14 protein-coding genes are annotated in these 21,260 nt (G+C 36.4%); 4 read left to right on the top strand and 10 right to left on the bottom strand.

Features of this window, described 5'->3' with window-relative positions; genetic code table 11:
* The first annotated feature begins 311 nt into the window (after positions 1–311).
* Positions 312–1,925, top strand: a complete 1,614-nt coding sequence (locus GQ47_RS14665) for a helix-turn-helix transcriptional regulator (protein WP_051951559.1) — start codon at positions 312–314, stop codon at positions 1,923–1,925.
* Between the two features lie 53 nt (positions 1,926–1,978).
* On the opposite strand, the gene GQ47_RS14660 is transcribed toward GQ47_RS14665, so the two are convergent.
* The 7 genes from GQ47_RS14660 to GQ47_RS14635 form a co-directional block, all read right to left on the bottom strand.
* Positions 1,979–2,347 carry a hypothetical protein gene (locus GQ47_RS14660; RefSeq protein ID WP_035649875.1) on the bottom strand — a complete coding sequence of 123 codons (369 nt, stop codon included), beginning with the start codon at positions 2,345–2,347 and terminating at the stop codon, positions 1,979–1,981.
* A 41-nt stretch (positions 2,348–2,388) separates the two neighbouring features.
* Positions 2,389–4,146: a diadenylate cyclase gene (locus tag GQ47_RS14655; RefSeq protein ID WP_202965020.1), complete on the bottom strand. Its 1,758-nt coding sequence runs from the start codon at positions 4,144–4,146 to the stop codon at positions 2,389–2,391.
* A 377-nt stretch (positions 4,147–4,523) separates the two neighbouring features.
* Entirely contained in the window at positions 4,524–8,387 is a 3,864-nt protein-coding gene (locus GQ47_RS14650) for a protein NO VEIN domain-containing protein (RefSeq protein ID WP_035649872.1), read from the bottom strand.
* A 128-nt stretch (positions 8,388–8,515) separates the two neighbouring features.
* Complete coding sequence (locus GQ47_RS23655; RefSeq protein ID WP_193745229.1) at positions 8,516–8,686, bottom strand: hypothetical protein; 171 nt, start codon at positions 8,684–8,686, stop codon at positions 8,516–8,518.
* Positions 8,687–8,802: 116 nt separating this feature from the next.
* Positions 8,803–9,528 (bottom strand): peptide arginase family protein, encoded by a 726-nt coding sequence (locus GQ47_RS14645; RefSeq protein ID WP_035649867.1) that lies wholly within the window; start codon positions 9,526–9,528, stop codon positions 8,803–8,805.
* A gap of 296 nt (positions 9,529–9,824) precedes the next feature.
* Positions 9,825–10,067 carry a hypothetical protein gene (locus GQ47_RS14640; protein WP_051951556.1) on the bottom strand — a complete coding sequence of 81 codons (243 nt, stop codon included), beginning with the start codon at positions 10,065–10,067 and terminating at the stop codon, positions 9,825–9,827.
* 210 nt (positions 10,068–10,277) lie between these two features.
* Entirely contained in the window at positions 10,278–10,607 is a 330-nt protein-coding gene (locus tag GQ47_RS14635; protein ID WP_035649865.1) for a hypothetical protein, read from the bottom strand.
* A gap of 664 nt (positions 10,608–11,271) precedes the next feature.
* Between GQ47_RS14635 and GQ47_RS14630 the strand changes: the two genes are divergently transcribed.
* From GQ47_RS14630 to GQ47_RS14620, 3 genes are read left to right on the top strand one after another with little or no spacing between them, the layout of a single operon-like run.
* Entirely contained in the window at positions 11,272–14,301 is a 3,030-nt protein-coding gene (locus GQ47_RS14630; protein ID WP_035649862.1) for a SusC/RagA family TonB-linked outer membrane protein, read from the top strand.
* Positions 14,302–14,313: 12 nt separating this feature from the next.
* Positions 14,314–15,708, top strand: coding sequence for a RagB/SusD family nutrient uptake outer membrane protein (locus tag GQ47_RS14625; protein ID WP_035649861.1), 1,395 nt, complete (start codon positions 14,314–14,316; stop codon positions 15,706–15,708).
* A gap of 2 nt (positions 15,709–15,710) precedes the next feature.
* Positions 15,711–18,290 carry a S9 family peptidase gene (locus GQ47_RS14620; protein WP_035649858.1) on the top strand — a complete coding sequence of 860 codons (2,580 nt, stop codon included), beginning with the start codon at positions 15,711–15,713 and terminating at the stop codon, positions 18,288–18,290.
* A 35-nt stretch (positions 18,291–18,325) separates the two neighbouring features.
* On the opposite strand, the gene GQ47_RS14615 is transcribed toward GQ47_RS14620, so the two are convergent.
* The 3 genes from GQ47_RS14615 to GQ47_RS14605 form a co-directional block, all read right to left on the bottom strand.
* The gene (locus tag GQ47_RS14615; RefSeq protein ID WP_026726920.1) at positions 18,326–18,601 is read right to left on the bottom strand and encodes a DUF6520 family protein; all 276 of its coding nucleotides are present in this window, start codon (positions 18,599–18,601) and stop codon (positions 18,326–18,328) included.
* A gap of 93 nt (positions 18,602–18,694) precedes the next feature.
* Positions 18,695–20,224 carry a MauE/DoxX family redox-associated membrane protein gene (locus GQ47_RS14610; RefSeq protein WP_035649855.1) on the bottom strand — a complete coding sequence of 510 codons (1,530 nt, stop codon included), beginning with the start codon at positions 20,222–20,224 and terminating at the stop codon, positions 18,695–18,697.
* A 236-nt stretch (positions 20,225–20,460) separates the two neighbouring features.
* Positions 20,461–21,225, bottom strand: coding sequence for an XRE family transcriptional regulator (locus GQ47_RS14605; protein ID WP_035649853.1), 765 nt, complete (start codon positions 21,223–21,225; stop codon positions 20,461–20,463).
* Positions 21,226–21,260: the final 35 nt, after the last annotated feature.

Here is a 21,260-nt window from a genome sequence, read left to right as displayed (position 1 = left end):
TGAATTCAGAGCAAAAATATCTGCTAAATGCGCCATTGACAAATGGTTGTCTGGACATTTACAGTATTTTTACTATCGATTTTCAGAAAATCGACACAGCTATTTTGCACGTTTTTTGTACGTTTTTCCTGTTTTTATACTATATTTGATATATTCATCACTATTTCGTTCGCCTCAACTCTCGCTCTGATACTCATCATATTAAATGGGAGTTCGTATCAATGGAAATAGCTTAAACTTAACCTATGATTAAAAGATATTTCCTTATAATATCTTTATGCTTTAGTCATTGTATACACGCACAAAAGCATATGATTCAAATTCCTGATTCGTTAAAGGGTAAAGATTTTGATTATATATTTGATCGTATCGAAGATGATAGAATCAGTTATGGTGCTAGATCAGTATACCTGATCTCATTTCTGATAAAGGCCAAGTCGGAGGAAAACTGGGAGGAACTTTCCAATGGCTATAAGAACTATATCTACTATGCCCCAGACCAGTCAAAACTTATCTACGCCGATAGTATGGTTTGGGCAGCTAAAAAATCAAACAACGATGAAATTATAGGATCAGCATACCTGTCAAAAGGCGTTGCTTACTATAGTCAAAAACGTCTCAAAGAGGCAATGGATATTTACTTAGTCGCCGACTACTACATAAAAAAAACAAATGATCCATACCTCATTCACAAAACCAAATATCAAATTGGGCAGATAAAACTTTATTTGGGATATTATAACGAAGCGATCGCACTTTTTAAGGAGTGCATCAGCTACTTTAAAGATTCCAATGTCAGGGCATACTTAAACTCTCTGCATGCATTGGGAGTCTGCTATAAAATGGTTGGCAATCATGGGCTATGTACTGCTACAAATGAAATAGGTATAAGTGAAGGAATCAAAACCGGAAACCTCGACATGCAGTCCTACTTCATATTTTCAGAAGGAGTCAACCAATGCCTGATCCGCAATTATGCCATAGGCATTAAAAAGCTGCAAGCTGCATTGCCAGACATTCTGGACAATAAGGACTTTTCCAATGAAATGGTGGGATACTTTTATATTGGAAAATGTTACTGGGGATTAAACAATAAGGAAAAGGCTCTGAGATACTTTAAAAAAGTTGACCAAATCTATATGAAACGGGATTTTATGCGTCCTGACCTGAGGGAAGCATATGAGTTTATGATTACTTATTACAAGGACAAAAATATAATCAAGTTGCAGTTACATTATGTTGAGAAATTACTCGAAATAGATAAGAAATTGCATCATACCTATACCTATCTTCAAGGAAAAATCCGTAAGGAATATGAAACTAAAGAATTGCTGGCTGTTCAGCGTACGCTTAAGGGAAGGCTGGATCGGCAGAGCTATAAGAATCAGATATTGTTTTCTATCATTGGAGTAATGTTCATTTTCATAGTATACGGGATAGTTAATTATTTTAGAAATAAGAGAGAGGCTAGGATTAAGTATGAAGAATTGTTGCAAAAAATTGAAAACTCAGAAAAGACTAAAGACAATAAGTTAGATGAGCACGATTTTTCAATGAGCAAAGATGCGGAAGACGCAGTTTTAAACAGTTTGAAGAAATTTGAAAATAGTAAAAAGTTCCTTGAAAAGGATCTGAATCTAACTAAGCTGGCAAGCTACTTCAAGACCAACACTAAATATTTATCACTGATAATTGCCCGTCACAGAAATAAAAAATTCAATGGATATATTAATAGCCTTAAAGTAGAAAATATTGCCAAGAGAATTCGTAAGGAAAAAAATCTGCAGAATTATACCCATGAGGCGCTCGCTGATGAAGCGGGATTCAGCAGTACCAGAAGGTTTGTAAAGGCCTTTGTGGCCGATACTGGAATAACCCCTAAATATTTTATTGAAGAATTAAAGAAGGAAGATATCCAGCAATAAAATGCAAAGAATCACGCTTAATATTAACCAGACAATCAAATGCAGAACATGTTTTAATTATCAAAGTTTAAATTTATCCATCTATTACTATTATAAATCAATTTTGAGTAAAGAATTATTTGTCTCTCATTAAACTCTCTATCTGTTAGTTTGCTAAGAATTAAAATTATCAAATCTTTAATAATTCTATATTCGATCATTTCTTTTGAAAATTCTCTGTGGCTTAAAGTAATCAAATCTTGCAAATCTCTATAAACTGTTCTTTCGATAATGTACGTATCATTTTCAGCATTATAGCTAAAAATCAAATTGGCTTCAGAATTTGTTCCCATTCTAATTTGCTGAGAACCTAAATTGTTGTTACTCCAAAAGTAAAGATTATAGTTACTCCATAAATCTTTCAAAATATCTTCTGTGTTCATCTATTTGTTTATTTTATTTGTTCATGAATTTAGCATCATAATTATTTGTAATAACTGTCGTTCATTTCCGGACTAGATTTCAGGTCCTCGTAAACGATTCGCATCTCTGCCAAATCAGTTTTAAATTTTTCTTCAATTTGCTTGCGAGTATCGTTTATTTCATCGCATTCGGATTGGCTTAAATAAAAGTTGATACTCTGGAAATCGCTCATGCCATAATTAAAAGATTTATGATTCAAAGAACTGCCAGATAATATATTCTTAAATTTTGCAATGGCGTCACTAATATCGCGTTTTTTGATTTGAGGCTTTAAATCAGGAATAAGATTTATCATGCCGTCTTCTGATATGATCACTAACGCCAAGCCTCCTCCATTGCCGAACTGTTCATAGTACCGAACTGCCGAATTATATCTCGCTCCACGGGAGGAATCTCCCTTCTCAGTTGCAAGTCCGTCCAGAATAACTCCAATTGCATAACAAACAGAGTTCCTGTCTAATAGAACAGCTCCATCTATTGATGTAATCTGCTGGATCAGACTATCACTTAGCTTAATTGGTTTTAGCGGAAAACATTGATTCCCCAATCGCTCTGATTCCGAATTTGCATTATCGGAAATCACAAGCATTGTCCCATGTTTCTGTTTGGTTGCCTCCAAGGCTATATCCCATAAATCATCTACATCATCTTTAGAAATAGAATCGAAAAGCCTGGGAAGATCGGAATAAAACTTTTCCCTGTTAATTTTTTCTTTTGGCAAACGCGGATCTCTATATTCAACTTCCATCAGACTATTATTGTCATGAGAAAGCTCCCACTGAAAATGGCTTGTAAAATTGACTACGAACACAGATTCTTCCTTTGGATTGTATTTGCCTTTTAATTCTCCAAGTCCATAAATGACTGCAGAGTCTGAAATTAGTGCTGATCTGTCGTCAGAAATTTCTAGAAACTTTCTAACCTTTCTGTAATCCCTAACTCTGATAGGGGTCTTAAGCTGAAGTGTAAATTTGAGATTTTTATGATCCTTGGGCGCGAGTATCATTTTCCCCAATCCGATAGCACCTTCATATTTCATTGAAGCAATTTCATTGCATGCATCATATAAACCATGTAGTCCCATAATATCACCACCCGCAGCTGCGGCAGTATACATAAACTGTCGTCCGGCTTCTCTTAATAACTCTTCAGCCCGACGGTCAATTGCTCCGCCAGAAGTATGAGGGTCTTTCAACGCATTTGAACATTCTCCTAAAAAAATATTTATAGCGCTCTTTATCAGAGATCGGAATATAGTATATCTGTCGTTAAAAAAATCTTTGGTTAGTTCGTAATGACTATCAAGTATTTTTTTATTTAACGCTAACACGGTAAATACATGGTAGCCGTCAATATATGTTGGCGTTGCAACAAAATACTCCTTTTCTCCAAATACACTTTCTCGCTTTAGAATTTTGCTTATAGCCTCCTTATATGATCTGGTAGCAATCCTTCTGTTATGATTTTCCTGTGCTATTTCATGGGAGTGGAAAATCCTATTCTCTTCATCGACCTTTTCCAGCTCTTTTGCTAGTGAATGTACATCGGAAAAACTTTCCGGTAAAAAGCCGATGTCTTCAGGTTCAAGGCAGATTGGATGCCTGTCTGGTTTTTCTTCGACAAGAACTCCAATAAAAAAAACTTCTGGATCAAGCCTAGAATCTATTTTTTTAAATAAACTTTCAGCACTCACTTTGAATGATACCTGTACGTGTAACTGATATCCCCACATAAAATAATTAATTAGATGTCCCTTCATGTTTATTTTTGAATAATTTATAAATTGGTAGTACGGCGAGATCGATAAATATCGGTGTGTGCTATTATATTCTGTGAATCGAAAGATACAAAATTTAAGAAAATATTGATTTCATAGTCTTTAGTTATAGTGGCATAAAGCGAGCCTGCTTTTTGGTTTTGGTGAAATCAAATATCAAATCGTTAAGGCTGGCATTATCATTTTCTTAACCTTCCCTCTCAATAATAGTATGCCTCCCAAGTTCTTTACCTAAAGTTTAATAGATATATTTGGTGATTGACTTATAAGTTTTCCAATCTAAATCCTTAGTTGCACGCATTGCGATTTGTTTAATATGGAAATAATATGTTACTACTAGATAAGCTCAAAATATATGTTTAAATTATTAGTTGAATAGGTGACGGCATGACAATTCCGCTCTCAACCATCAGGCGAACATTATCGATCCTTTCGAATTTAACATCTTTTGTCCCTGCACCATAGATACGGAATATGGAATAGTTGATGCCATTATCAAACATCACTTTCCATTCTGCTGGAGACATATATATCATTTCCTTACTAGCAGATGGCGTACCTTTAACCTCAATAAACTTGGTAATGCCATCTTCTACAACTTTGAAGTCGTAAGGAAGCATGCTTTCCTTATCTTCGTTTAGCCAATCAATATCGGTATAAATTGACGTGTTTTTTTTAAAATATCCGAAAACGAATTCTTCAGACCATCTGCCAATATCAACCATTACCTTTTGATTGCTTATTCTAACGTATTCTTGCGGCGACGGCGGCGCAACATTTACAAATTCTTTATTTACAGGATGTACATTCTGATAATCAATTTCAGAAGCTTTTATTTTCGGAATAAATGTTTCTTCAATTTCAATATCTACTCCGTCAAATTTATTGTCTTCCGGGATTATAAATTCTTCTTGAATATATTCGTCACTGTCCGCTGTAATAATTTCAGTATTATAGCCCTGTTCTGCGAGCCACCCAATGATTTCTTCATCTGACAGTTGAAGAATAAGCTGTATTTCTCTTTCTAAATATTTGAAGCCTAAAAGTGAACAAATAGTGCTGCTTAAATCGTATAAAGTAAGTGGAGAATTCCACTTTCCTATGTAATAAAATCTCTTTCCTTTGTCATTCCAGGAATTAATTTTTGAATCGAAGATAACCTCACCACTATCACTCTTGTAAATTAGATTTAATTTTTCTGCCTGAAAAAATTGAGTTTCTGCAAATATATTATTGACTCCTGACAATACTTTGTTATAATTCTCATTGCTTTTATTTGAATGCAACAATGCTAAAAATTTTGATTTAAGCTTTAAAGTCTTATGAAGGGAATCTTCAGTGACAACTCCTTCTGGAATAAATTGAAGCACATCGAAAGTAATTACAGGTATGCTGAGCAAATTACAAAATGCTTCTAATTCTTCGAAGCGAGTGATTGTTAGTTTTACGAACCTTTCAGAATTAATTGGTGCATTTGCTCCATGCACACTGAAACAAAAAAGATCTTCAATTGGCTGGAAGGAATTGCTTAAAGTTAGGAGAGTGGCACTTTTCCGCCAATCTTCTATTGTTGCACGAGTAGCTTTACTAACGTCACCAGATTGGTTAATTAATTGTTCGTATATAGATGAAATCTGTTTAGTGACTTCAGAGTTAACTACCTGATCAGCTATAGTATTCAAAAGACTGAGGCAATCTCTGATCGAAATTGTTCTTTTAAAACCGAAAAATTCTACTTGCTCATTGGTCATTGCAGAAGGAAAATCTGCTACTGGAAAATAATTCCCTATAACAGATTTTAATGAAGGAGCAAATACATTCAGCGATGGATGACAATTACCATCTGTACAAGGAATTGCATTGTGATTTTGGATAAAATATTCTACGAAGCTTGGTATGATATTATTTTTTCCTCCATAGTAAAAGTATGTTGTATGTGAACAACGTTCTTTAAAAATATCCCAATTTTGTAACATTTTGCTCCAAAAATATTTTGAAAAATCAACTTCCTGGAGATGATCCCTAAAATCTATTGATGTAAAATATTGAATGTAATGTTGACCTTGTAAACGATAAGGTCTGTAGATTTCTGGATAATGAGTATTTGCATCAAGCCAATTAAAATAGGGAGCAGCATAAGGATTGTAGGTTACGAAATCTGTTCGCTCTGACTTGTCCTGCAAAACCTCAATTGATATACTTTCCCTAATGCCAATATTTTTAAAAAATGCTTTCCAATTGGGTATACTTTCATCATCTTCTGGATAAAGGTCACTAACAAAATTTGCGTTCGGGATAATGGTAGAGAGCTTTTTCTCTGGATTATATTTATCAGACAAATAAGTGCGTCTGGGAAGCGCTAATCCGTTTAAAGTTTGAAGTTTAAGCGATTTTAAAGTTTGATAATCCAAGTCCTGCAATAAACCTGCGCAAAAGACTTTAAAAATAAATCTTGTAACCTTTAAAAAGTTGTCCTCCGTTACTCTGTCGTTAAGAATGAATGGGATAAGTGCTTTTTTAACAATTTCCAATTCCGTTGGTTCTCGTACACCCAAAGCCTGCAGCCATTTTATTACATCAAATGCGTTTTTGAAATGATCCAAAATGGTTGAATGTACATAACTAATATCGTCAAAATCAAACTCAACAGTTTCATCGGAGCTGCCTGGAATAAATATTTCCTTAGGTGTTTTGTAATTGCCACTCTCATCCAAAATAAAAACCGCATTCGCTAAACTTGTAAGCCATGCTTTATTCTTTTCTCCAAGTGTATTGTTATAAAAAAATACTATAATATTTGTAGCCTCCAATGGGTCAACAATAACGCCCGAAGCTATTAAGTCAAGTAATTGTGGAAAAGAAAACTGTTTACTACCAAGTCCTGCAAGATTGCTTTGTCCTACCAGTTTTAAATCTAAAACACGCTGATATGGATTTGCAGAGAGGAAATCAGTTACAAGCTTAGGTTCAAATAAGGAACAAAACTGAGGAATATCTACAATTGCATTATTAATAGAAATTAGTTGTGTGCTTTGCTCTTGAGGTAGAAAAGGAATTGTACTAGCACCGTTTGAGAGACTTGTATTATAAGAGTTCTCAATATCAGTTGCTGAGTAAGCAGTATATTTACCTTTGAAGAGTTTGAGTATTTCGTATTTGAAGTCTGTAGCCTGTAACTCGGCGAACCATTCTAATTTTTTTGTAGCTATTTGTGTAAAAAGAAATTCATTCCAAATATTAGGTAGCAGTTCTGTTCTTTCAGCATTGGTGAGGAAATCTCCGTTTATAAGAAATGGGAATCCCTGTGCTGCTTTCGTAGGTAGGTAAGAATAAATTACTGCTGCCTTGAGTGGAATGAATTGGTTTTCCTCTACGCAAGCAGCAAATGTAATTTTAGTATTTTCAGCTTCTTTTAATTTCTGAGGACATTCGACATCGGATAATTTTTCTAGTTTTTTTGTCAGGTCACCGCCAATTGGAAGAATGAAAGTTTTTGTAACCCAAGAACTTACTAACCTAGCATTATCATATAAGTCAATGACTCCTGAGGTAGTATCGTTTTTTGAAATTTTAAAAACCACGTTTCCATTGTCCGAAAAGGTAATACTATGTACTCTACGAAGAAATAACAGAATCTGGCAATCTTTAAAAACCTTAATAACTTCATCGCTTATTGACTTTTTATTTTTTATACCAATAATCGTGTTTACATTTTCGGTATTAATCCAATCAGCAACTTCTTCAACGGGCTCTTCCGTCCAAATTGGAATAACCTGCCACGGATAATTTTCATCATTATTCCAAGCGGTGTGATTTTTATCAAAGCGGAATGAAAACCCACCCGAAACAATGTGTACATAATCAGATGTGCCAAATACAGATTTAAAGCCAATTCCTTTATAACCCGTTTTCTCGATACTTTGGTCTTTTTCGCTTGCCCTGTTGCCGATACTGGAAATTCCGACTACATCATTCTCTGCAAAGTGAGCACCGTCATGCGAGAAAATTAAGTAGTTCTCCAGTATATGAAAATCTACTTTAATATCCTTTTTTTCCTCTATTGAAGAATCATCAGCATTTTGCAACAACTCAAACACAAATCTATTAACATCGCCAAAAACTGTTTTCGAGAGGACATCAAGACCGCGTGAGAGATCTTTTGAGTTGCTGTCGTTTTTCGCTTTTTCTTTGTATATGTTATTTACTATTTCTTCGGTATTCATATAAAAATGTAATTTTCCTAAATATCAAATATATGATATCGTCTTTATAATTAAGAATTTACTCATTACCTTCGATTAACTGCAAAAGATAGCGTGTGATTCCGGAATTGATTATCCAACTTCTATAATTATTTTTTTGAAGATCCTGAAGACTTTGAAGATCCTGATGATTTTGAAGAGCTGTTCGATGGAGAGGAACCACTTGAATTATTACTTCTGCCTTCGCCTGATTTATTTCCTGTGGTTGATGGCCATCCTCCAGAATTGCCCTGTCCCGATTGTCCTGTCTTATTTCCCATGAATTTGTGTTTTAGTGTATTTTTTGTTTAAAATATTTGCATTGAGTTAAAATTTAGTGGACTAACTTCTACTTGAATCAAAAATTTTATTTTACGAAATTGAACGTGAAATTATTTTAAATTTGCCATTCTACTCCAAGTTCTCTCAGTACTAATTTTGCTACCCTTTCTGAATTTGCCCAATTACCACACATTTCGGGGCTTAATGCTATTGTCAGAACTTCAACATTTTTCATTGATCTTCTTATTTCCTTAGCAATTCTAATTATGAAGTCATCGCTATATAATTGAAAATATTTATTGCCATCATAATTTGTAAAAAAGTAATCTATATCCAAGTTTATAATCCACTTTTGATCACTATCATTTACCCAATAGGATAAATTTTCCTGGAGATCCCAAGCATCAATTTCAGAAATTTCTATTTCTTCAATTGCATCTCCATCTTTATGGGTCGCAAAAGTATTTGAAGCTAATAAATCAGGATACAGCCTATTTAAAATAGTAATATAATTATCCCAACGAAATATTGGATAAGTATCATTAGTTGGCATACTTTCGTGATTATACCTTAATGAAATTAATTCTTCAATTGTTAGGTTAGCTATATCAATATTTTGATTTTCTAAGGCTTCAATCCACCAGTCAAGTTGGCTATTCAATAAATCATAATGTCTATCAATATGTAAAAAATTGTACTGTTGATTTACATTCACCTTTTGTAACCAACACCAGCTTGCAGCTAGGTGATTGTCCATTATATAAATTTTTTCCTGATTGCATAATATATTTAAATCATATGCTCCCGAATGTTTTTTGCCATTAAATACAATTGTTTCCATTTTGCTAATCACTTATTAAAAATTGTGTTTTTTATTATAACTACAGGAAAGATTCTTTACGAAACTTTTTTGCAGTAAAAGAGTGAATTTACAAAGTACTTTTTTCTCTATTATACGGTTTTCCGTAATCATTATTAAAACTTGCAAAATACTTCTTTTAATGATGAAAAGACCACCGTATAATTACCTGTTTTTGATTTCGAAAGATCATAAAAAAAGATGCAAAATGCATCTTCGTTGTATTCTTTTTTTATATCTTAATTATTTTAGACTTAATCAAATTATGTTTAATACTATTATAGTAACCACTTTACCATCGCGAGAGCTATTATTCCAAAAATAATAAGCAACCCTCCAATAAAAGTTAGGATACTCTCCCAAAATGGAGTAAGTAATGCACTACGGTAATTTTTATAGCCTTCTGCACCTGAAGGACTTCGGCGATAGAATCTTCTTCTGCCAATATAGAGTTTAAGGATAATGCCAATTAGCAAGGCAAGAACACCGAAAATGATAAGTACTGCATTATCTCTATTCATAGCATTTGCTTTAAATTAGACAATTAATTAATTCTATTTGCGAAGAAAAGTTGGTTAATTCTCACACTAATTTATAAAAAAATAAAGTAAAATGGAACATTTACTTTATGTACATTACAATAATTAATTATTCCGTTTCCAAAAATTAGTCTTTATTAAATTGAAGATAAAAGAATGATTTATGAAATTTTTCGAGGAATGAAAAAAGGTCTATTTTTTAGTATTTCTTGGTTGTTCAGCTAATTTCTTTTTAAATAACTCTATGTCAGAGGTTACAATTGAATCATAAACTTTTGAAAAATCTATCAAGGAAAAACCCATTGCTTCAATAATTAAAAACAATGTTAATGAATTTGGAACTGACTTTGCATTAAAAGTATTAGATACAGTAGCCTTTCTGATATTTGCAGTCGTAGCAATTTTATCATAGCTCTGCTTTATTGGCAAGTTACCATTGCTTTCAAGTAGCTTTCGTAGACTAATTGAAATCTTAAATATAGTATTGTCGTCCGTCTCTTTTTTCACAACTGCAATTAACATTAACTAAAATAATTTATCGGTACGTTTTGACGTACCGATATTTTTTAATATATTTGGCTCAGTACTAGTTAATCAGTACGTGTTTTATTAAATTTGCGATTCTTCAATAGAAAATATTTGAAGCATTCGCTTGGAGTCTCGTTTCCGAAAACTGGTAATTTTTAAATGCGCGAGATGATAAGTGTAAATGCTCACGCCTATAAAGGGCGTGGGCTCACTTATTCGCGCATAAGGGTATACCAGTACCTCGGAAGCGGATATGTTGAGTTCCGCGCCTATTTTTTTTCGGCAACATCCTCAACTTCTCGAAGCTACTTCACGATATAGAAAAGAATCGCAGTCGTATGTTTAACCATTATCGGTTTGCCTATGTTGTAGTTTCTTTATTTCATTTTTATAATGCCTGGCCCTGTTTTGGTATCCTGCTGAGTTAGTCGGGGGAAGGGCCGGGTTATTATGCTATCAGCTTTGCCTTTAGCATTACTGCAAAATTGCAAATCGTAAAACCACACAAGAACAGGTCTTAACTTATAAATAACCAAAACCAAATTACGCCTATGATTAATTAATTAACAAGAAAAGCCTTCTATAACTCGTGGTCGAATACTAGCATAGAAGGCAGAGAAAATCAAACTTTCGTTCAATTTTAATCCTTTTTAAATTTATGAAAAATCTTTCATTTAACAAGGGCAGGCCTTACTGTCTTTGTATATTTATTTTCGCAATACTGCTTTCTAATCATAGTAATGCCACTGGACTAACGTTCAGAACCTACACGAAGCAGTTACAACATCAAATTACAGGTACAGTTACCGATGTCACTGGACCACTTCCAAGCGTGACGGTCATTGTCAAAGGAACTACAACTTCAGCCGTAACAGATGAAAAAGGCAATTTTTCAATTACGGCTAATTCAACAGACGTACTCATCTTTTCATTTTTAGGTTATGCCACGCAGGAAATAATGGTTGGAAACCAAACTCCCATAACTGTGATATTAGCAGAAGACAGTACACAGCTTAAGGAGGTGACCATCAATGCAGGTTATTACAGTGTAAATGACAAAGAAAGAACCGGAAGTATTGCCCGCATTACATCCAAGGATATCGAAACTCAACCTGTAAACAATGTTTTGGCAACCATGCAGGGAAGAATGGCCGGTGTGGAGATAACACAGAACACAGGAATTGCAGGAGGTGGTTTTGAAATTCAAATCCGTGGACGTAACAGCATTAGGTCTGATGGCAATGCTCCTCTCTTTATCATAGATGGTGTGCCGTATTCATCAGAAGCCATCGGCTTTAGCGGCACTATGAGCGTACTGAACACTTTTACAAGTCCCTTAAATAACCTGAATCCTGCCGATATACAAAGTATAGAAGTACTAAAAGATGCCGATGCCACTTCTATTTACGGATCGCGAGGCGCTAATGGTGTCGTACTGGTTACAACTAAAAAAGGTAAAGCAGGACAAACAACGGTTAACGTAAATTTTTCAAGCGGAGTGGCACAAGTAGCACATTTCATGGATCTTCTTAATACGCAGCAATACCTCACAGTTCGAGCCGAAGCATTTCAAAATGATGGCATTACTGAATATCCCAAGGGCGCTTATGATATAAACGGAACTTGGGATCCTAACCGTTATACAGACTGGCAGAAAAAATTATTAGGCAATAGTGCCCAAATTACAAACCTCAGTGCAGGTATACAAGGTGGCAGTGAATATACCCAGTTTTTACTATCTAGTAATTTTAATCATGAAACCACGGTCTTTCCGGGCGACTATGGATACAAAAAGGCTAATGTAAGAACAAGTATCTCACATCAGTCCAAGGATAAGCGCTTCCACTTGGATTTTTCAGGCGGTTATACAGTTCAACATAACAATCAGCCCCTTGCAGATCCAACACTCGAAGCAATAACCACTCCGCCAAATGCACCTGAAATGTATGATGCACAGGGTAACATTAATTGGGAGAACAACACCTTTGAGAATAACCCTGCAAGAAACTTTCTGGGAAGCTCACAATCACAGACGTATGATTTGATTGCCAACATCCAGTTATCGTATAAAGTCTCGCAGGATATTACCCTTAAGACTAGTTTAGGCTATACGGACCTTAAACATCACGAGGCATCCGCTTATCCTTATACTATCTATCTGCCAAATTATGGGCTTGGCGCTGAATCTTCGGCCATTTATTATAATGATGTGGCACGTCGCTCCTGGATTATTGAACCTCAACTTAATTGGAAAAAATTATGGGGCAGGCTTCAGACTGACTTACTAGGAGGAGCCACTTTTCAAAGACAGGATAACGAGCAGATTGCCATGTCAGCATTAGGTTTCGCCCATAACAGCCTGATGAATAATCCCGCAGCAGCAACCTACCTTACAGTATCAGGCAACGATGAGTCCATATATAAATATCAGGCCCTTTTTGGACGTCTAAATTTGCAGTTGGATAACCGTTACATTATAAATCTTACAGGAAGAAGGGATGGTTCGAGCCGCTTTGGTCCGTCAAATCGTTTTGCATGGTTTGGGGCAATAGGCGCGGCATGGATTTTCTCAAGCGAAGATTGGTTTGTTAAACAGGATGTCCTTAGTTTGGGGAAACTCAGGGCTAGCTATGGAATCACCGGCAATGACCAAATAGGTAATTACCAATATTTGGACAGTTATGGTACTTCGGGCAACAACTATCAGGGAATTCCGGGATTGCAGCCTAGCCGCCTGTACAATCCTGATTTTGGATGGGAAACCAATAAAAAATTGGAATTTGCCTTAGAAACTGGATTTTTACAGGACAAAATTCAATTCACTGCCGGCTGGTACCGTAATCATTCGTCGAATCAACTCGTAGGTGTGCCTATGCCGGGAACAACAGGCTTTCCGTCACTTCAGGCTAATCTTGATGCCACCGTAGAGAATAAAGGCATCGAATTGACACTACAGACGACTAATATACAGACCAAAGATTTTAGCTGGACCACGGATTTTAATTTCACATCAGTAAAAAATAAACTGATATCCTTTCCAGGATTGGAAAACTCCACTTATTCTGATCAATATGTAATTGGACAACCCCTGAATATCATTAAGCTATTTCACTACACAGGGTTGGATTCACAATCAGGAATTTACACTTTTGAAGATATAAATGGCGATGGTTCTATAAATTCCCCAAGTGACAAGCAGGTTTTGCTTAATCTCAATCCCAAATTTTATGGCGGCGTGCAAAATCAATTCCGGTATAAGAATTGGCAGCTTGACTTTTTGCTTCAGTTTGTAAAGCAGGACAATATTGATCCAAGAAAAATTATTGGTGTTCCAGGAGAAATGGGCAATAGATCTACACAAATTCTCGATCACTGGTCTGCTCCGGGAAATAGCGATGCTGTGCAGCTTTATACAACAGGAGTAAATTCGGATGCAGAAAGTACTTTCTTTAATTATGCAGCCAGTGATGCTGTAATTACAGATGCATCTTATATACGTTTGAAAAACCTTCAACTCTCCTTTAACCTGCCTGCCAAATGGATAGGCAATACCAAATGCAGGCTTTATTTACAGGGACAGAACCTCTTGACCTTTACGTCTTTTAAGGGACCTGATCCTGAGTTCCGTGCTGTTGGAACATTACCTCCACTTCGAATCCTTACTATCGGCACACAAATAAGTTTTTAAAATATAGAAAAAATGAAAACAAAATTTTATAAAAACACGATGATAAAGGCTTCCTTAAGTCTTATCGCCATATTGCCCCTTATGGGAGGATGTGATAATTTTACCGAGACTGGCCTTACACCAACGCAGCTTGACACGAATGCAGTATTTGAAAATTCAAGTACTGCTACAGCTGCCCTAACGGACGTTTATGCTCACATAAGGGAAGCAAGCCTGCTTTCGGGAAAAAATAGCGGAACAGGATACCGCCTTGGTCTTTATGCTGACGAGCTCACCTGGTATGGCAGCACTGCTATTCAAACCACATTTTATAATAATAGTGTACTTCCTTCTACAGCCGGCCTTGATGTTATGTGGAACAATACCTATTCACAGATTTATGCTGCAAATGCTGTTATAGAAGGGGTAGCTGCTTCTCAAACACTGCAAGAATCCGACAAACAGCAATTAACAGGTGAAGCCCTTTTCATACGTGCTCTTGAACATCTTTATTTAAATCAGCTTTGGGGCGAAGTTCCTTATATAACCGCAACAGATTACCGCATCAGCAGTATTGCAAGCCGGGTATCCCAGGAAGAATTCAATCAGAAATTAATAGATGATTTAGAGCAGGCTGCACAATTACTCCCCGATGCATATATCGACATTGAAAGGGTAAGGCCCAATTCATTTGCCGCCCGTGCATTACTGGCAAGAGTATACTTGTATGCACAGCGCTGGGCAGAAGCGGCAAACGAGGCATCAGCTGTCCTGAACCAGACTGAGCTTTATGTATGGGACACTGACCTGAGCCAAGTATTTTTAAAAGATAATGCTACCACGATCTGGCAGCTGAAACCAAGAAATGAAGGATTAAACACTGACGAAGCTTCCTCGTTTTACTTCAATTCAAAACCCTCTGTTGTAAGCCTGAGTCCCGAATTAATTGCGGCCTTTGAAACAGGAGATCTTCGTCTAAGCAACTGGACCCGTAAAGTCACCAATAATAACGGTACATGGTACCATGCCTACAAATACAAAGAGCGTACAAATACTGGGAGTTCTGTTGAATATTCAAAAATATTACGCCTCGCAGAGCAATATCTCATTAGGGCTGAAGCCAGGGCGCGTCAAGGCGAGCTTATTGGAGCACTAGAAGATTTGAATGTAATTAGAAATACAGCTGGTTTAGGAAATAGTCTGGCTGCATCTCAGGAAGAAGCTATTCAGGCAATACTGAAGGAAAGAAGGGTCGAATTATTTACTGAGTATGGTCATAGATTTATGGACTTAAAACGTTACAACCAGCTTGATGCCGCTTTGCAAACCGTAAAACCGGGATGGGATTCTACTAACAGGCTCTTGCCCATTGCGGAAAGTGAATTGAGCCTGAATCCAAATCTCAAGCCCCAAAATCCGGGTTATTAATTATGAAATCTTTTAATCAAAATAGCGTTATACTGTTCTTTTTACTTTTCTTAATTTATGCAGTCTGTCCCGCACAGGGGCAGTCTCTTAAAAGACAGCTTACAGAACAGGATTACAACAAGTGGGGAATGATAAAACCCGGCCCGATTTCGCATGATGGAAAATGGTTGAGTTGGTCTGTGCATTACGATGCAGGGCAAGATACTCTTTTTGTTGCGGCAAGCAGTGGCAGGAACTGTTACAAATTTGCTGCAGCCCTACAAGGCAATTTTCTTGGAAATGAAATTTTTTACTTTCAGAACACAGGAAAAAACGGCTATCTTATTGAGCTAACTTCCGGGAAGCATCACAATATTGGACAAACCGGCAAAACAGTTGTTTGGGAATCATATCTTGTGGCTGCTAATCCAGAATTTAAAGGTATATCAGTATGGAATAACGAGGGCAGTAAACTAAAAGAGATCAAAGACATTAAGCAATTTTCAGTTTCCTCTTCAAGACAGGCTCTTCTTTATATAACGCACACGAATAAAAAGAGCTGGTTGCATCTATCATTATTAAACTCAAAGGAAAAAATTTCTGAAAGTGAAATCAGTTTAGGCGAATATCAAGATCTAACTATTTCGAAACCTATATGGTCTGAAGACAATAAATCTGTATCTTTTTATTGTAAAACCGAGCGCGACACGACAGTATTTTATTTTGACATTAACCGTAATGAGTTAAGGCAATTAAATAACAGCCATTTTTCAAACGGGATGAAAATCGATTTTGACGGAAATCTAAGCCTGACTTCACGAGGCGAAGTACTTGCTACAATACGTGATGCTGCATTAGAATCAATTGAAACCCCAATAGTGGAAGTATGGAATACTTTGGATAAGGTAATATACCCTAAAGCTCTAGAAACCCATAATTGGAAATATGCCCCTAAAACTTTACTTTGGAATCCCAAGACAGGCAAAATTCAGCAACTCACTACTACGGATTATCCTCAAGCCGCACTTGTGCCTGGTGGGCAATATGCATTGATATGGAACACGGATCACTATGAACCTCAATTTGAATGGGTTTCTAATATTGACCTCTACTTATTGAATGTAGGAGCAGGAGAAAAAAAGATTCTTCTAAAGAATCAGCAAAACAGCTCCTTGTCATGGCAAATATCTCCTGATGGTAAATACCTCACCTACTTTACCGAAGGTAATTGGTATAATTATAATTTTTCGAAGGGTATTCATGCAAAGTTGTCGAATAATTTTCAGGCTGGCTCAGATACATCAAGCTCTAAGGCAGCACCTAATGCAACTGTACTCTGGACAAAGGATGCTAAATCAATACTTCTGTGTGATGCTTTTGATATTTGGCTGGTATCGGCTGACGGTACATACACCAAGCGGCTAACTAGTGGAAGGGAGCATAATATTATTTTCAGGATACCCCAGCAACAGGGCGTTAGTCCTTTAAAGCCTATTATCGATGGCTGGGGTAGCTCCAGCGTAGATATGACAAAAGATATTGTCCTTGAGGCCAGGGCCCCGGACTATAGCAAGACAGGGTATTATCTCTTAAAGAAAAATGGTGTGCTGGAAACTATAGTCTTTGACCAGTCACGTAACTACAATCTGGCGCAAGCCGGGAAGACCATTAGCTGGTATTCGGAACGTTATGACAGTCCCACAGCAATTCGTTGCCGGACAGGAAAAAAACCACTTGTAGATGTAACGCAAAATCAAAAGTCAATCGCAGAATTTTACTGGGGAGAGTCAAAGCGAATTTCTTATCAATGGAAAAATCATTTACTAGGAGGGATATTATATTATCCGGCAGATTTTAGAAAAGGAAAAAAATACCCGATGATCGTTCACGTATATGAAAAACAATCCCAGCGCTTACATTATTTTATAAGGCCAAGCCTTTACGATGGTGAAGGTTTTAATGTCACAAATTTAATCAACAAAGGCTATTTCGTTTTTCTGCCAGATATTGTGTACCAACTCGGCAGCCCAGGCGATTCTGCACTGAATTGCACTCAGACTGGTGTGGCAGCTGCTATTACAGATGAAGCTGGAATTGATGCTGCGCAGTTAGGTCTTATCGGCTATTCTTTTGGCGGATTTGAAGCGAGTTTTATTGCTACCAAAAGCACTATGTTCAAGGCTATTGCCGCTGGAGCTGGGATTACGGATTTTGCAAGCAGCTATTTTTCCTTGGCAGAGAACTACAATATTCCAGAATATTTCCGGTTTGAAACTTTCCAAATGAGAATGGGAAAACCTTTCCATGAAAACATTCAGGGGTATATCGAAAATTCTCCTGTTTATCAGGCAGCAGGTGTAAAAACGCCTATCTTAATTTATACTGGAGGGAAGGATAAACAGATTCGTCATAATCAAAGCCGTGAATTTTACTTTGCCCTTAGACGATTGGGAAAACCAAGCATTCTTCTAGTTTATCCACAAGAAGACCATGCTTTTGAAGATCGAAAGGCAATTATGGATCTGACCCATAAAATTGAAGTATTCTTTGGACATCATCTCAAAGGACTTGAAAAGGAAGACTGGATGGAACCCAATTTTTAATAACAATGCAGCCCTGGGGCTGCATTGCTTTTTTGCTATTGTGGGCGGAAAAGCTGCACAATACATTGGTTGTTCTGATTCTTTTTCCATAAGCGTGTAGCTCCTGGAACATCTCCCACCGTACACATCTGGCTTCCTGTAGGAGAGCACTCGTCGGATGGTTCACAATCGGTAAGATTGCTGTGGCGTATATACCCCACCTCATTAACAAGTGCATTTTTTACCGAATTTTGCGGTGCATTCATCGCCGCTGCTGCGGCAAATCCCATCACTACGACAGGCAAAATGAATTTCAATAATCTTGTTTTCATGATTTAAAAAATTATGGTTTGCAGCCTACTCTTTTTCAGGTTTTCGGCTAAATCCCTGATACCCCGGCCAGGTATATTTAAAACTAATTGCTTTTAGTTTAAGTTGACGGACTTTGATTTATATTTATTGGTAAGATCTTTATTAAGAGGCACTTTCGATATCCAATTTCCGCTAAGGGCATATAAAGTATTTCCCTGAACCATAAAACTGCGCATGGGTTTGTTTTCCACATGGTAGATGTAAAAACTGGAATCGTATGAATTATTGTTTATATTATAGACATCTATGATGCTGGCCTGCCTCCACATCTGTGCATCTTCATATCGCCCGATTAGCTGGGAGTTCACAAATAATAAATTGTCATATGCCGCTGCGGTTCTGTTGACAATAAGAGGTGGTGCCGATAATTTTCTCTCGTGACGACCTTTTAAATAAGCAACCTTCAAATTAGCCTGATAAACGGTATCAATAGTATGTGCCCTTCCTCTCATTATTAGGCTGCTATCCAATCTGAAAAATTCATTGCGATAAAAATAGATGTAGTGAAAATCGGAAGTGTATCCATTTCTGAATAATAGACCATCACTGTCAAAAATACCATCATGTTGGGATATAATTAGGCCGGGCTTCCATATAGGATTTGCTGAGCTGTTAAAATCCAATAACGCAAGGGAGTTCTGCATTTGTGTGGGATGGATTGCGCGTATCACCATATGAAGGGAATCAATAGGCTCAGCATGAGTAAAAGGTACTTCCTGTTTATCAATTAGCTTTGCCTTCCAATCTTTCAGATTACCACGAAATACGCAAGGCACAGTACCGTCGGTAAGATAAAAAAATGGAGGTGCAACCCGAATATGAACTGCCCTGAAAGGCAAATCCATATGATCAAGCTCAATTAGAATACGGTCTACTTTATTAAAGCTCGTATTAATGGCAAGCACCATTCGTGGTGCCAGTGTATTACCAAGATAGATGGTTGATCCGTCGGCACCGGCAAAATAAAAAGAGGAGGATTTAAGATCAAGCTTTTTCCTCTCAGGTTCAGAAAATGCAGAATAACGCCGGACAAAATTATTGCGGTGGTGGATAATATCTTCCGACCATACGTAAAGCAGGGCCATTGTTATAATATTAAACACAAATAGTATGAGTATTCTAAATGCTGCTTGTAAAGGTCTTTTGAAAAACTTATCTTCTTTTGATGTCAAATCTAAAATTATCGCCAGAAATAATAGAAGAACAAAGAAAAGATTAAAAAGCAGATGTTCCTGCCAACTAAGCTTTTCCAGTACACCGCCACAGGAACATGGAACATATGATCCGTAATTCAGTATAATATAGATATAGGCTGTGAACATTGCCATTAATGAAAAAGCCAGAACTAATCCCACGAATCGGCTACGGGGTATCGCTAACATTATTGCTATGATAAGTTCGCTCAGCGGAACCAATATTGCAACCCATCCAGCAAAAGCACTTAACATGGGTGACTGTCCAAGCTGTACACTAAAATTTTCAAAATCCACAATTTTACTGACAGATGCATAGACGAATAACAAAATACAAAGAAGACAAATAATCTCAATGATAATATTTCTTATGGATTTAGGTATTTTCATCTCATCAGTTTTAATAAAGTAAAAAGCGGCTTTCTGATACGGAATTATTAATTTCCAATTTATGTTCGACTAAAGTTTTGATCTTCAGCCACAAAGCGAAATTAAAACAATAAAAGAGAAGGATTGTTAACAAAAACGATCCAAAATTTGCAAAAAACGATCCATTTTGCATTGTATGAGAGAATTACAAACAAAAAAGCTGGCATAAGCCAGCTTCATAATTCAGACTATCCCATTTATCTCTTTCGTTCCAGTCTTCGAATGTCATTCTTTAATTCCATAAACATTTCTTCAATACTGCTGGGAGTAATGGTAATCTTCTTCTTGTCTTTTTTGCCTAGATTACATTTGAATTCCCATATTTGTTCAATTTCTGATGCCCTGACTTCATAAGGATTATAAAAAGATTCGTCAGATTCGAGTACCAATACATTTTTTTTGTTTTTATTTAATCTTTTATAAACGATACCATCATTTTTAGTTATTATAATATAAGTCCTCCCATCTACTACCTCACTAAGTTTCTCAATATATTTGGCGACAATAACATCATCATCATCATGTGGAGGCATAGAATCCCCATCAACTGTAAACCCCCTATGAAGACCAGGACCTAAAAACGGCAGTGAAATACGCGGTAGGTTTTCGATATATTCCGGATCTGAATATCCATTCATATAGCCTGCCTTAGCTTTTTGCGTAACAATTTCTATAAAACTTTCACCTTCATTATTCACTATAACTGGTAATAGAACCCTGTTATCCTCAAGCTTGACCAAATCATCAATTTTGACTTTCCTTACGTCAATGCACAGCAGGATGTCAATGCTGACGTGGTAATATTTTGATATTCTTTTCAATATTTCATAGGGAGCTTCAGAAGTCCCGTCTTCATACTTCGCATACCTTCCACGCGTTATTAGAAGGCTTGTAGCGACTTTTTCCTGAGAAATTTTCTTTTTTAGCCGTAGGCTTCTGATGTTGTCGGAAAATAAAGACATATAGTTTTTGTTACAAATTGTATCAACAAATATAA

The organism is Flavobacterium sp. ASV13, assembly GCF_000745775.1.
GTDB lineage: Bacteria > Bacteroidota > Bacteroidia > Flavobacteriales > Flavobacteriaceae > Flavobacterium.
This window is presented reverse-complemented; position numbering and strand designations above follow the sequence as displayed.